The organism is Streptomyces sp. NBC_01445 (assembly GCF_035918235.1).
Taxonomy (GTDB): domain Bacteria; phylum Actinomycetota; class Actinomycetes; order Streptomycetales; family Streptomycetaceae; genus Streptomyces.
Genome location: NZ_CP109485.1, coordinates 2,216,845 through 2,230,989, shown reverse-complemented (window position 1 = coordinate 2,230,989; position 14,145 = coordinate 2,216,845). Strand labels below are relative to the sequence as shown.

Here is a 14,145-nt window from a genome sequence, read left to right as displayed (position 1 = left end):
ACAATCAAAGGTCGGTGTGCGCGGCTCGCCGATAGGTAATCAAGGCCGTGACCTGCGCGGATGATTTATCGGCACCCGCAGAGCCCGACCGTCTCCAGGTACTCCAGACCGATTTCCGTACGCTGCTTTCGGTTCAGATGGGCCGCTTGTAGCGCAGCCCCAGCGTCACGTTGTGCAGATCGGACTCCCACGGCATGAGCGCGAAGCACTGGACACCGTGGCGCGGGAACCGCCCCGGTGCGGGGGATGTTGCCCTCGACGAGAACGGAGCCCGAGTCCGGGGTGAGAACGCCGTCCATCATCGCCGGCAGTGGGCTCTTTACGCAGCCGAACGGGCCGATGAGGGAGAGGAATTCTCCTTCCTGTGCCTCGAAGCTGACGCGGTTGATGATGGTCTTCTCGCCGTAGCCGAAGCTGACGTCCTGGACCTTGATGACTGGTTGAGTGGGGGCTGGGTTCATCGCCGTCGTCTCAACTCCCGTGCTGACAGCGCCACTGTTCATGACGTCTCCGGCAGCAGACTGGGGTCGTAGAGATCGTCGACTGTGGGCGGGCGCTTCCCGCTTTTGCCGTACTGGAGTTCAACTCGACTGTTCCGTCGTGTGATTGCCTCGCGCACCGGTTCGGGAATGCGGCCGACTGTCCGAACGGGGTGCGCAGGTGTCCGTCGGACATGACGGACGCGGAGTGGGTGGTGGTGTGCAACGCGCTGCCGGTTCCTGCCTGGCTGGAGGGTCGGGGCGGGCAGCCTGAAACGGGCCACGGCCCGAAGCCCCGCCAGTGCCAGACGTGCGAGACGCAGGGCCTGCGGTGTGTCCGGCAGGACCTCGTGGCTGGGGCTCGCACCCACGTGTTCCGGGTGCCGACGCAACGCCGACGGCACCTCACGGTAGGCCGAGGCCGCCGCCTCGTGCGCGCGGGACGCGGCCTCCGACTGTGAGAACCATGACGCCTGCGCCCTCGAGTGGGCGGCGCTGCTACGTCTGGTCAATCGGACCGCGCCGGACTGCAAGGACGGCGGCCTCCCGTCCGCGGCCGCGCGAAAAGATCGGATCTCTTGCTTCAAGGCCCCTTGTGGCTAAGGGGTGTTGGCTGCATCATTCCCGGGACGCGGGTTCACCTCCGAGTATGGGAGTCACTTATATGAACGAGAGACGCATCTCGGCCGCACCCTCCCGCCCCTCCCGGCGGACCGCTCTCACTCTGGCCACCGGAGTGGGCGCAGCCACGCTTCTCCCGCAGACCGCCTCCGCCTGGGCCGCTTCTGCCGCCACCGTGGGGACGAGCGCGCATTCCACCGATGTCTCGCCCCATGAACGAGTCGCGCGCGACGCCTCGTTGCGTTGGCGCACGCTGCCCGCCGACTGGAAGGACGGCGCACTGCTCGGCAACGGGCTGCTGGGCGCCGTCGTCTCCAAGGGCGCCGCCGCGAACACCCTCCAGGTGATGCTCAGCCACACCAAGGTGCAGGACCAGCGCGGGCAGTGGCGTGCGGCCATCGGATACTCCCGGCTGCCGATCGGCTGTCTCACCCTCAGCCTCTCCGGCGAGATCACCGCCGTCGACTGGACCCTCGACCTGTACGACGCCGAACTGCGCGGCACCATCACCACGGCCCGGGGCAGCGTCGCATTCAGCATCCTGGTGCACAACTCCCGTGACGCGCTGGTGGCGTTCACCGAGCCGAGCCCGGGGGAAGAGGACGCGGCCTGGTCCTTCACCTGGATGCCCGCCACCACGTCGCGCACAAAGGACAAGCCCGCCGACTACGTGGGCAACCCGGACCCCGCGACCGGCACTGCCGAGGGCACCTCCTATGTCGAGCAGCCGCTGATAACGGGCGGCGGCTGGACCACGGCCTGGCGCGAGCGCCGCGACGGCACCCGCCGGGTGCTGGCCGCCCATGTCGTCTACCGGCACCCGGAGGAGCTGAGCGGCACCACGCGCCTCGCCCTCGCCGCGGTCGACCGCACCCTCGCCGCCTCCACCACGGGCCTGCTGAGCGAACACCGATCCTGGTGGCACCGCTACTACCGCCGCAGCTTCGTCTCCGTACCCGACAAGCGAATCCAGGACTTCTACTGGATTCAGCTGTACAAGCTCGCCAGCGCCACCCGCGCGAACGGGCCGTCCCTGTCCGAGTGGGGGCCGTGGTATCCGGAGACCGGCGGCAGCTGGACCGCCGTCTGGTGGAACCTGAACGTGCAGATCGCCAGCTGGCTGCTGCAAGGCTCCAACCACCCCGAACTCGACTCCGTCACCTCGACGTTCAAGGTTTTCGAGGCAGAACTCCCCACCTCCGTCCCCGCGGAGTACCGTGACGGCGATACCTACGCCCTCGCGCACCCCTCGGACTGGATGCTGCGCACCGGTGGCAAGACGGTCGGCGTCCCCGGCACCGCCTCCAAGACCGACAACACCGGCAACCTGCTGTGGGCGCTGCACAACATCTGGCTCAGCTACCGCCACTCCATGGACCTGGCGGTCGTCCGCGACGTGCTCTACCCGATCCTCACCCGCGCGGTGAACTTCTACGACCACTTCCTGTACGAGGGTTCAGACGGCGCCCTGCATCTGCCGCTGACCCGCTCACCGGAGTGGGCCGACGCAGAGGACTGCACCTACGACCTGTCCCTGGTGCGCTGGGGCTGCACCACCCTCCTGCAGTGCCTGAAGCTGCTGCGCACGACGCACCCCAAGGCGGCCCGCTGGCAGGAGATCCTGGACCGGCTCACTCCCTACCCGCAGGACGCGACCGGGGTGATGGTCGGCGCGAACAAGCCGCTCACCGAGTCGCACCGGCACTTCTCGCACATGCTCTGGCTCTTTCCGCTCGCCGAGTACGACCACGCGCGCCCCGCCGACCGTGCCCTGATTGACACCACCTACGACCACTGGGTCAAGGACCGTACGCAGTGGGCGGGTTACAGCTTCGCCGCCGCGTCCTCGATGGCCGCCCGGATCGGCCGTCCCGAGCAGGCCCTCGACCTGCTGACGTACTTCACCGACGGCAACGTGTTCCACAACTCCCGGATGACCGAGAACACCATGTACGTCGAGGGCGGCAACCTCGCCGTCGAATCCCCGCTCACCGCAGGCCAGTCCGTGCTCGACATGATGATCCAGAGCCACTCCGGGCCGGTGCGGGTCTTCCCCGGTGTGTCGGCGAGCTGGCCCGACGCCAGTGTCCAGGGCCTGCGCGCCCAGGGCGCCTTCCTCATCGACGCCGACCGGGCCGACGGCGCCACCCGATGGGTACGGGTGCACAGCGAGGCCGGCGCGCCGCTCGACCTGGAGCACGGGATCAGCGGGGACATCGACGTACGGGACGAGCAGGGGCGACGTTTGCCGTACCGCACGACGGGTGTCGGGCGCGCTGTGATCCAACTCCCGAAGGGCGCCGTGGTGTTGGTGACCCCTGCCGACAAGAGGATCACCGGTCCAGCACCGCGGGACGTGCCCGCACTGTCGGCGCGGCGCCCCTGGGGACTGCCGGACTGAACGCGGAGTCAGTGCACCGGCGCGGCGGACTCGGGAGTGATGTTCTTGTTGAAGCGGAGCAGGTTCTCGGGGTCCCAGGCGGCCTTGACGGCGCCCAACCGCCGGTGCTTGGCCTCACTGCCGTGAACGGTCCGGCGCCACTGCGAGCCCTGGTCGTCGGTGAGGTTGGTGTAGCGGTTCGTCAGTGAGTGAGGGCGCATCGCCGTCGCCCACTGCTCGTACAGAGCGTCGTGCTCGGACGTGTCCCACATGCTGACCGACTCCCACAGCCAGGCGGCGCCCTCACGGGAGAAGGCCATGGCGTTCTTCTCGGCCGTGTCCTCAGAGTTACGCCGTGGCGGCGGTGTTCATGGTCTGGTGGGCCCGGCGTTCCGACGCACGGAGGGACACCGCTGGCCCTGGCCTTCTCCTCCACCTTCGTCGACGTCAGCCGTTCTCCACCGACGGCGGCACTGCGCTAGCCGAATACCTCATCCGGGCCGGTCAGGCTGCATGTGTGTACTCGTGCAGTGTGCCGCCGAACCGCACGCGCCGTCGGACGTGGAGGTGCGCAATCCGTTGTGGATCCTCGATCGGATCGGGCAGCGGGTGAAGTGGGCTGGCGTTGGTGAGGCCTTGATGTGGTCCGTGCTCGTTGTAGAAGGTCTCGAACGCGCGCAGGGAGTTGAGGAGATGGCGCTGGTCCCAGATCAGGGTCCGGTCCAGTAGTTCTCGTCGGCAAGTCTGTACCCACCGCTCCATGATTGCGTTCATGCGGGGCATCCGGATGCCGCTGAGACGACCCTGATGCCTGCGTCTGGGAGGACGGCATCGAAGAGCTGCGGGAACTTTCCGTCTCGGTCTCGGATCAGATAGCGGGCCTGGCAGCTGGCGTCCTTGAGGTCCATGACGGGATCTTTCGCTGTCTGAGCCACCCAGGTGGCGGTCGGGTGTGTGGTGGCGCCGAGGATCCGTATCCTCCGGCTTGCGTGCTCGATGACCGCGAGCACGTACAGCCGGGTTCCGGTAAGGGTGACGGTTTCGAAGAAGTCGCACGGCAGCAGCGCGTCGGCCTGGGGGCGCAGGAAGTCTGCCCAGGTGGTCGAGGATTGCTCCGGTGCAGGGTCGATGCCGGCGTCCTTGAGGATCTCCCAGACGGTGGACGCCGCCACCTTCACCCCGAGGACGAGTAGTTCGCCGTGGATCCGGCGGTACCCCCAGTTCGGGTTCTCCCTGGCCAGGCGAAGCACCAGTGCCCGGATGGAGTGCACGGTGCGGGGCCGGCCGCCTCGCTCGGCCCAGGAAGCGGCGGCGCGGTGGCGGGCGATCAGATCGCGGTGCCGGCGCAGTACCGTGTCTGGGCGGACCAGCAGCCGGATCCGCCGGAGCGTCTCGCGCGGAAGGCCCTGGAGCAGTGCGGCGAGGAGGGCGCGGTCGCCTGCGTCGAATCGCACCCGCTGCCCGTTCAGTGGCCGCTCGAGCACGCCGATCTGGTGACGCAAGGTCAGGATCTCTACATCCATGTCCCGGTCGCTCATCGGCATCAGGCGTAGCAACGCGAACGCGTTCTTCACACCCAGGTACGTCAGTCTCAGCAGCACGATCAACCATCATGCCGTGGTGATCCGGAGGGGCATCACTTTTGTTCCGTCACCGGGTACTCATTCACCTCATAACCACTCTGATCTGTGCGGATGAGGTTCTCGGCAAGCGCAAGGTCTCCACGGACGCTTCGTCAGACCTCCCCGGTCGGCAGGGCCTGCTCGACCCAGATGGTCTTGCCGGTGGGCGTGTAGCGCGTTCCCCACTGCTGGGCCAACTGAGCGATGATGAAGAGACCGCGACCGCCCTCCTCGTCGAGGGCGGCGTGCCGCAGATGGGGCGAGGTGTGTCCGGTGTCGGAGACCTCGCAGATGAGGGTTTGCTCGCGGATGAGCCGCACCTTGACCGGCCCGCCGGCATGGCGGATGGCGTTGGTGACGAGTTCACTGACGACGAGTTCGGTGGTGAACGCCAGGTCGTCCAGTCCCCATGCGCCGAGTTGCCCCGTGGCCGCGGTGCGGGCGTCGCCGACCTGCGCCGGGTCCGCGGCCCACTCCCACACGGCCACCTGGTGCTCGCCGAGCATCCGGGTGCGTACGAGTAGCAGGGCCGCGTCGTCGTTTGCCGGCCCCGGCAGCAGCGTCGCGACGGCGCGGTCGCAGAGCTCTTCCAGGGGGCGCCGCCGGTACTGGGCGAGGGTTTCGGCCAGCAGACGGAGCCCGGCGTCGAGGTCTCCGGTGGCCTGGACGAGGCCGTCGGTGAAGAGGGCGATGAGGCTGTCCGGGGCCAGCTGGAGATCCATGCTCTGGTACGGCAGACCGCCCACTCCCAGGGGCGGGCCCGGTGGGAGCTCCGGGTAGTCGGCGACGCCGCTGTCCGGCTCGAGGACCGCGGCCAGCGAGTGGCCGGCGCGCGCCATGCTGCACTGTCCGGACACCGGGTCGTACACCGCGTACAGGCAGGCCACCCCCAGGGCTTCGTCCCCTTGGGGCCTCGCGCCGCCCGGGCCGTGAGCGGCCGCGCGCTCTTTGGCGGTCTGTCCGACCAGGTCGTCCAGGCGTGCGAGGAGCTCGTCCGGAGCGAGGTCCAGCCGGGCGAGGACGCGTACGCCGGTGCGCAGGCGTCCCATGGTGGCGGCGGCGAGCAGTCCGTGGCCGATCACCTCCCCGACCACCAGGCCGACGCGCGTGCCCGACAGCGGGATGACGTCGAACCAGTCGCCGCCCACCCCGGACCGGCTGTCCGCTGGTACGTAACGGCTCGCCGGCTCGACGGCGGTCTGCGGCGCCAGCCTGTGGGGCAGCAGGCTTCGCTGGAGTCTGAGGGCCGCTGTGTGCTCGCGTGTGACGACCAGCATCAGCACGACGCCGAGCATCAGGGCTCCCAGGCCCACGACGGTCACCCCGCCCGTCCGTCCGATGAGCGGCAGGTCGATGGAGGTCGCGCCGTAGTGGGGGTCTGCGTAGACGTCGAACGCGGCGTAGCAGAAGAGGAAGAGCATCAGCAGCCCGCCCAGCCCCGGCAGCAGGCCCTTGAACAGGAAGTCCCCGGAGCTGCGGGTGAGCACCTTGCGGTAGTACCAGACGCACGCGAAGCCGGTGAGGCCGTAGTAGAACGCGATCGCGAGGCCGACTGACTCGATGGAGTCGGCCAGGACGTCGCGACTGATCGCCGCGAGCAGGACGAATAGCGCAATGGAAGCCAAGCCCATGCCGACGGTCGACCAGGTCGGGGTGAGGAATCGGCGGTGCACGCGGGCGAATCGTGAGGGGAGGGCCTTGTGCGCGGCCATGGAGAAGACGGTCCGGGCCATGGGCAGGATGGTGGTCTGGGCGGATGCGGCCGCGGAGGTCAGCACCATGAGGATCAGCAGCTTGGAGAGGAAGAGCCCCGGGCCGTGGCTGCCAAAGACGGCGCTGCCCAGTCCGGAGAGCACATCGCCCGCGTTGTCCCTGTTGCCCAGCCCGATTCCCGCGCTGCCGACTCCGGCGAATGCCTGCGCCGAGGTGGCGACGAGGGCGTAGGTGATCAGCAGCAGCACGGTGGAGATGACCGCGGCTCGCCCGGGGATGCGCGTGCTGTCGGCGGTCTCCTCGTTGACCGTGACGGCGGTGTCCCAGCCCCAATAGATGAAGACGGCGGCGAGGAGGCCCGCGGTCAGTGCTTCGGTCGAGGGCACGTGCAGTGGGTTGAACCAGGAGGGTGAGACGTGGATCGCCGTCCTGGGGTTGCCCGTGTAGACCTTCACCAGAGCGGTGACGGCGAACAGGACCAGTACGGCCATCTCGATGAACAGCAGCCAGCGCTGGACGGCGGCCGAGATCTCGATGCCGACGAAGCAGATCGCGGTCATCACGATGATCCAGACGATGCCCGCCACGGTGGTCCACAGCCTGTTGTTCGCGAGTGAGTGGTAACCCAGGAGCCGGAAGCCGTAGATGCCGGCGATCTCGGCGAGGTTCGTCATGACGAGGATGTCGGCGACGATGATGCCCCAGCCGCCCATCCAGCCGGTGCGCGGGCCGAAGGCGCGGGTCGCCCAGGTGAAGGTCGTCCCGCAGTCGGCGTTGCTCGCGTTGAGTTCCTTGTAGGCGTACGCGATCAGCAGCATGGGGATGAAGGCCAGCACCGTGACTACCGGGGCCTGAAGGCCGACGGCGGCCACGATGAGGCCGAGCGTGGCCGCGAGGCTGTAGGCCGGGGCGGTGGAGGCCAAGCCGATGGCTACGGAGGAGACCATCCCCAGGGCACCGGCCTTGAGCCCTTTCCTTCCCGCGCCCGAATCGAGTGCGAGCGGCGCGTCGGACGTGGCACGGCTACCGCGGATCCTCACACCGATGCAACTCCTCATCGCAAGCCTCGTGACCGCATTGTCCCCATATGTGACCAGGCCTGCCAGGGGAAATCGGCCGGATGATTCTCCGTCGGCTTCGTCGCACCTCTGAACACGCACATGAAACTGCCGCCGGGACGGCAGAGAACGGAGCAGCCGAATGATCTCGCCGGCCCAGAGGCTCGCCACACTCTTGGAGGACGTTCTCGCAGGCCCGCTGGCCGTACGGCTGCGCGCCTGGGATGGCACCACCGTCGACCGTCTGAGTGGGCGGTGCTGTCCAGTTCGGACTCGGTTGACGTCGAGGCGCTCAGTCAAGGACCGCGAGGTGGTCGGCGGCGCCTCCGTGCCATTCGATCATGAAGAGGGTGGCGTCGTCGCTGGTGCGGCCGCCTCGTTCTCTCTTCAGTGTGTGGGAGAGCCGGAGCAGGTCCGCCCGCATGCCCTGCGAGAGTTCTTCGCCCAGGCGGTTGACGCAACGGATGAGGCGTTGCTCTCCGAACAGCTCCCCGCCGGCGACGTGTTCTTCGATGATGCCGTCGGTGTAGCACAGGACCCGGTCGCCTGGCTGGAGCGTGTGCTCTCTGATCCGGGGCTCCTCGCCGCCGAAGCCGATGGGCAGCGTCGTGGCGCTCTCCAGTTGCCGCACGACCCTGCCGTCGCGGATCAGCAGGGGCGCGGGGTGGCCCGCGTTGACCAGTTCCATCTCACCGGTGGCGATGTTCACGTGCATCAGCTGCGCCGTGACGAAGTGGTCGGGACCGAACTGCCGAGTAACGGCGTCGTCCATGAACGCGTACTTCTCGGCCAGACTGATGAACACGCGCCGGGCATGTCGGTAGGCACCGATGGCGATGGTCGCCATCGCGGCCGCGTCCAGGCCGTGGCCCATCGCGTCGATCACGGCCGCGTGCAGGATGTTGTCGTTGAGGGCGTAGTCGAAGCTGTCACCGGCGACGCGGTAGGCGGGCTCCAGGATGCCGGCGACCGCGACCTGCGGCACGGACATCGTCAGCGGCGGCAGCAGGCCCCACTGGATCTCCGCGGACAGGCTCATCGGCTCCCGGCGCCGGGCCAGGAAGAACTGGTCGGTGTAGGCGTTCTTGGTCACCAGCATGTCGGCCACCAGGCCGGCGAGCCGGCGCAGCAGGCGCCGGTCGTCGTCGCCGACGGCGTCCAGGGTCAGGGCCATCACACCCACCTGGTCGCTGCCGTCCAGCAGCGGCAGGTACATCCGGACGCCATGGACTCGCGGCACTTCGACAACGTCCGCGCTCAGGAAGGCCCGGCCGGCGGGGGAGTCTGCCATCGGCTCGGGCTGGCCTACGTGCAGCTTCCTCCCCGGAAGAGGCACCAGGAGCTCCTGCGCATAGTCCTGGAGCAGGATGGAGACGTCACGGCCGCCGATCCCGGCCACCTCCTCCGCGATCAGTGGGGCGATCAGCTGCGGGGGCAACAGCCGCGCCCGGTCCAGCAGCAGACCGAGCAGCCGCTCGCCGAAACCCTCCGACCGGTCCACGCTCTCCTCGTCCATGACCCGGTTCGCCCCCTCACTCCTGCCCGTCCATGCCGGCCACGCCTCCGCACAAAATGACCTGGCAAGCCGCCGGAGCGGCTCATTACGCCAATGCACGGCATGTCGGGCCCACGCTGAGCTGAGGACCGCCGCCGGGGAGAGGAAACGCCCTCCGGTGGCAGCCTCGAACGATCCCGCGCCCGAGGCCGGACCACCCAGTGGACGATCGGACCGCACGTGAGGTCGAAGGGCTGAGCTCCGTGCGCATCCCGGCGACGTACGCCGGAAGCGGGCCGTCACCTTCAGGCCCTGAGAGCGGCCCGGCCGTCCCTGGCCCCCCTCCATCGTGTCAGCGGGTCGACCGGGCAGACGCGGCCGAGCAGCCGGTTCTGCCCGCGTCGGGAACGGGAGGGGCATGGCCGGTCCGACCCGTGTTCGAGGGCTACTTGCTGTATGTCTGCCTGTAGAGATCCCCGGTGTAGTACTCAGCGGGGTCGGGGTTGTCGTCGAGCTGCTTGTTGCGGACGAAGAAGTCGCCCAGCTTCTTCAGCCACTGGTTCACCTCGCCGCTCTTGGTCTTTGCGGCCAGGTCCTTGGTGGAGAGGGTCTCGACGTGAGAGGCGTCGGCCTTGGCCTGGGCCTCGGTGACCTGGAGCATCTTGGCGGTGAGCGTGAGGGTCTCTTCGGGGTGTTGCTTGCGCCAGTCGTTGGCTTGCTGCAGCACCTTGATCACCTTGCTGTTCTTCGCCTCGGGCACCTTGTTGCCGGCGACGAACGCGGTGGGGAAGGCGTCCCCGGTGTCCTTGGTGCTGGCTATCTCCTCGGTGCCCGGGACCTTCTTCTTGATGGTGTCGATGGCGGGGTAGAAGAAGCCGGCACCGTCGATCTTTCCGGAGGAGAAGGCGGAGACGATGGTGGACGGGTCCATGTTGACCTTGTCGATGTCCTTCGCGGTCATCCCGGCCTTCTCCAAGGCGATGTTGAGGACCATGTCGCCGGAGGTGCCCTCTGGTACACCGACTCGCTTGCCTTTGAGGTCCTTCATGGACGTCATGCCGGGCTGGCCGATGACCCGGTCGGCGTACGTGAGGGTGTCGATGGCGATGACCTTGGCCTTGCCGGAGGCGGGCAGCCACATCGCGCCGGGACCGATGTAGCCGTAGTCGAGGTCGCCGGCGCTGAGTGCCTGGATCTGTACCGGACCGTTGTTGAACGACTTCACCTGGGCGGTCAGGCCCGCCTTCTTCCACAGCCCCTGCTTCTCGGCGATCGCCAGCAGACTGGCACCGTTGTAGTCACCGATGTAACCGAATCGGACCGTGCTGTTGTCCTCGGAAGCGTTGCCGGAGCAGGCGCTGACGGTGAGCGAGAGCATGAACGCGACGGGCAGCGCCACGGCGGCGTGCCTGATCGTGCTTCTGGGCATGCGGGAAGTCCTCTCGGGGTGGTGCGCGGGTGATTTTGCGAAGTGCCCAGGGGGAGGCGGCGGGAGACGACGGGTCAGGCGGCCTGCGGCGGGACTTCCTGGTGGTACACGGAGGTCCACACCTCGTTGCGGATACGCCGGAACTCGGGCGAGAGTCGGATCTCCTCGGTGCGGGGGTAGGGCAGGTCCACGTCGATGACACGGTGGATGCGACCGGGCCTGGCGGCCATGACGACGACCCGGCTGGCGAGGTAGACGGCCTCGTCCACGTCGTGGGTGATGAACAGCACGGTGCGCTTTTCCTGGCTCCAGGTCGCAAGCAGCTGGTCCTGCAGCTGCACCCGGGTCAGGGCATCGAGCGCGCCGAACGGCTCGTCCATCAGCAGCACTTGTGGGTCGACCGCGTACGCACGGGCGATGGCGCAGCGCTGTTTCATGCCGCCGGACAGCGTCTTGGGCAGGGCGTCGGCGAAGTCGCTCAGGCCGACGAGGTCGATGGCCTGGTCGGTGCGCCTGCGTCGCTCCGCAGGGGGCACGGAGGCGAGCTTCAGTCCGAACTCCACGTTCTGCCGCACGGTCAGCCAGGGGAACAGGGCGTACTGCTGGAAGATCACCCCGCGGTCGGGGCCGGGCCCGGACACCGGCGTCCCGTCGACCAGGACGCTGCCCGAGTCGGGCTCCTGCAGCCCTGCGGCCATGCTCATCAGGGTGGACTTGCCGCAGCCGGAGGGGCCCACGACGGTGACGAACTCCTGGTCCGCGATGTCCAGGCTCACCCCGCCCAGCGCGGTGAAGGCCGCGCCCTTCAGCGGGAAGGTCTTCACCACGTCGCGGAAAGCGATCTTGCTGTTCATCGCCGCTCCTGCCAGCCGGTGAGGCGTCGCTCGGCCAGCAGCAGTAGCCGGTCCATGACGAGCCCGAGCAGGCCGATCGTGATCAGGGACACGAAGATCGCGTCCATTTCGAACCAGGTGGACGCCTTCTGCATCCGGTAGCCCAACCCCTCCTGCGCGCCGATAAGTTCGGCGGCGACCACCGTGGCCCAGGACGCGCCGAGCCCGATCCGCATGCCGACGAGGATGAACGGAGTGGAGGCCGGGACGACGACCTTGGCGAAGATGGTGCGGTCCGAGGCGCCGAGCACCCGGGCCGCGTTGATCAGGGTCTTGTCGACGTCGATGACGCCCTGGAAGGAGGAGAGGACGCAGGACATGAACGAGGCCAGGAAGATCACGGCGATCTTCGGCACCTCGCCGATCCCCAGCAGTACGACCGCCAGCGGAATCAGTGCGAGCGGCGGGATGGTGCGGAAGAACTGGATGTACGGCTCGATCAGGGCGCGCACGGTGGGGTACCAGCCCATGAGGAATCCGACCGGCACGGCCACGGCCACCCCGAGGGCGTAGCCGAGGAAGACCCGGCGCAGGCTGGCGAACGTATCGGACGCCAGGGTGCCGTCGGAGATCATGGTGCCGGCCTTCTGCGCGACCGCCGTCGGCGTGGGCAGGTTGTCGACCAGGCCCAGGGCGGCCACGACGCCCCACACGGCGATACCTGCCGCCACCGCGACGGCGTTGAGGAGCAGGGGCCGGTGCCGGGAACGGCGCGGTTGCTGCTGCCGCGCATCGGCGACGGTCTTCTCGACAGGAGCGATCACGGCCATGGGTTCCTCGCTGGTGGCTTCACGCGTTCTCCTCGGAGACGGGCTGCGGGTAGTGGGAGAGCAAGGGGGATTCATGGAGAACGAGGGCGATGCCGCCCAGCGCGCTGCCCGCCTCGCCGAGCGTCGCGCGCCGTACGTCCACGTGATGGCGGGCCAGCGGCATCAGCTGCTGCCGCAAGGCCCGTTCGACCGGCTCGAGCAGAGCGGGGCCGGCCCCTGCCAGCTCGCCGCCGACGACGATGACGCCCGGGCCGACGGCATGACAGACCGCGGCCAGCACCCCGCCGACGTCGTTGCCGACGCGTTCCAGCACGTCCAGGGCGGACGGTTCGCCGGCAGCGACGTCGTCGAGGAACCCCGCGAGGTCGTCGGCCCGGCCCCCCGCTTCGCGGTAGCGGCACAGGACCGCGTCGAGTGAGGCACGCGTCTCCAGACAGCCGGTCCCGCCGCACTCGCAGGGTCTGCCGACGGGGTCCACGGTGATGTGCCCGAACTCGCCGGACAGGCCGTATCTGCCGCGGTGCAGCGCGCCGCCCACGACCAGGCCTCCGCCGACGCCGTGCGACAACCGCAGATAGAGCACATCGCTGGCGTCCGCCGCCGCACCCCATACGGCTTCGGCGAGCGCTGCGAGTCGGGTGTTGTTGTCCAGGAGGACCGGCACGCCGAACTGTTTGCGCAGCAGGTCCGGCAGGCCGTCGATGCCCTGCGCACGAGCGTTCTCGCTGCCGGGGTCGCTGATCGGTCCGACCACGCCGACGCCGATCGCGCTGAGTGCGTCGAGGTGGACGGTGCCCGACCGGCCACGTCGGCCGTCGTCCGCGGAACCAGAGCCGGAACCAGCAGCACCAGAGCCGGAACCAGCACCAGAACTCACGGGTGATCCCGATCCGGTGGCCAACGAGGTGAGAAGACGTCCCGCGATGTCGATCCGCTCGGGCCAGGACAGGTCCGCGGCGTGCGCCTCGCTCGCCGAACCAATCACCTCGTGGGCGAAGTTGACCGCCGCGACGTGCACGGCACGGCGCGCGAAGTCGATGCCGACTGCCTCGCCGGCGGCTGGGTTGAGGCTGAGTTTCTCCACCGGACGGCCGCGCTTGCGCACCTCGACGTGCGGTGTGCTGGCGACCACGGAGCCATTGCCCACCACCTCGGCGACGATGTCGTGGAGCGTGGTGCGGGACAGCCCGCTGCGGGTGCCCAACTCGGCGCGGCTCAGCGGACCGTGCTTGCGAAGCAGCTCGAGAACTGCTTGCTCATGGCCGCGTCGGAGCCGTGTCAGCGGACCGTCGTGTTCGTGCATGCAGGACAGCATGGGAGCGCCGAGTATTTTCGTCAATGAGTCGAAACAAAATGTTCACGCCATCGATATCGCCACCGTCATCACCGACAGCACCGACGTCGTCGCCGTCGCCATCGTCCAAAGGTGATCCACGCTCACCGCTTGGCGGCCGGCACGCGCGAGCAGGCGCGCCCGGCATCCCGCCGCACGACGTTCGGGCAGCGCAGGCAGGGGTCATGCGCCTCGGCAGGGGTGTCTCCGCGCGATTTATGTCCGCACCCTTGACTTAAATCATCGCCGGGCCTGAGCATGCGTCACACGGCACCTTCGGGCACGCACCGTGAGCCGCACCGGCCATCCCGAAGAGGCTTCCGCCGAGGCGTCATGACCGCGTGCCGGAAAC

General features: G+C 68.5%; 10 protein-coding genes and 1 pseudogene. 2 read left to right on the top strand and 9 right to left on the bottom strand.

Annotated features, from left to right (window positions below):
- Positions 1–65: 65 nt before the first annotated feature.
- Positions 66–503: an ATP-binding cassette domain-containing protein gene (locus OG574_RS10445; RefSeq protein ID WP_326772934.1), complete on the bottom strand. Its 438-nt coding sequence runs from the start codon at positions 501–503 to the stop codon at positions 66–68.
- Positions 504–1,143: 640 nt separating this feature from the next.
- Between OG574_RS10445 and OG574_RS10435 the strand changes: the two genes are divergently transcribed.
- Positions 1,144–3,501 (top strand): glycosyl hydrolase family 95 catalytic domain-containing protein, encoded by a 2,358-nt coding sequence (locus OG574_RS10435; RefSeq protein ID WP_326778427.1) that lies wholly within the window; start codon positions 1,144–1,146, stop codon positions 3,499–3,501.
- Between the two features lie 8 nt (positions 3,502–3,509).
- Here OG574_RS10435 and OG574_RS10430 read toward each other — a convergent pair whose 3' ends face one another.
- From OG574_RS10430 to OG574_RS10395, 8 genes and pseudogenes are all read right to left on the bottom strand, one after another.
- Positions 3,510–3,800 (bottom strand): BBE domain-containing protein, encoded by a 291-nt coding sequence (locus OG574_RS10430; protein ID WP_326772933.1) that lies wholly within the window; start codon positions 3,798–3,800, stop codon positions 3,510–3,512.
- Between the two features lie 184 nt (positions 3,801–3,984).
- Positions 3,985–5,081, bottom strand: a pseudogene (locus OG574_RS10425) (integrase core domain-containing protein).
- A 134-nt stretch (positions 5,082–5,215) separates the two neighbouring features.
- Complete coding sequence (locus OG574_RS10420) at positions 5,216–7,855, bottom strand: SpoIIE family protein phosphatase (protein WP_442816806.1); 2,640 nt, start codon at positions 7,853–7,855, stop codon at positions 5,216–5,218.
- A gap of 310 nt (positions 7,856–8,165) precedes the next feature.
- On the bottom strand, positions 8,166–9,389 hold the full coding sequence (locus OG574_RS10415; protein ID WP_326772932.1) for a PP2C family protein-serine/threonine phosphatase: 1,224 nt from the start codon (positions 9,387–9,389) through the stop codon (positions 8,166–8,168).
- Positions 9,390–9,813: 424 nt separating this feature from the next.
- Positions 9,814–10,797, bottom strand: a complete 984-nt coding sequence (locus OG574_RS10410; protein ID WP_326772931.1) for an aliphatic sulfonate ABC transporter substrate-binding protein — start codon at positions 10,795–10,797, stop codon at positions 9,814–9,816.
- Positions 10,798–10,871: 74 nt separating this feature from the next.
- Positions 10,872–11,651, bottom strand: a complete 780-nt coding sequence (locus OG574_RS10405) for an ABC transporter ATP-binding protein (RefSeq protein ID WP_326772930.1) — start codon at positions 11,649–11,651, stop codon at positions 10,872–10,874.
- Positions 11,648–12,460 carry an ABC transporter permease gene (locus OG574_RS10400; RefSeq protein ID WP_326772929.1) on the bottom strand — a complete coding sequence of 271 codons (813 nt, stop codon included), beginning with the start codon at positions 12,458–12,460 and terminating at the stop codon, positions 11,648–11,650. The genes OG574_RS10405 and OG574_RS10400 overlap by 4 nt, the downstream gene beginning before the upstream one ends.
- Positions 12,461–12,479: 19 nt before the next feature.
- Complete coding sequence (locus OG574_RS10395) at positions 12,480–13,775, bottom strand: ROK family transcriptional regulator (RefSeq protein ID WP_326772928.1); 1,296 nt, start codon at positions 13,773–13,775, stop codon at positions 12,480–12,482.
- Here OG574_RS10395 and OG574_RS10390 point away from each other — a divergent pair.
- Positions 13,762–13,890 (top strand): hypothetical protein, encoded by a 129-nt coding sequence (locus tag OG574_RS10390; protein ID WP_326772927.1) that lies wholly within the window; start codon positions 13,762–13,764, stop codon positions 13,888–13,890. The genes OG574_RS10395 and OG574_RS10390 overlap by 14 nt on opposite strands.
- The last annotated feature ends 255 nt before the right edge of the window (positions 13,891–14,145 follow it).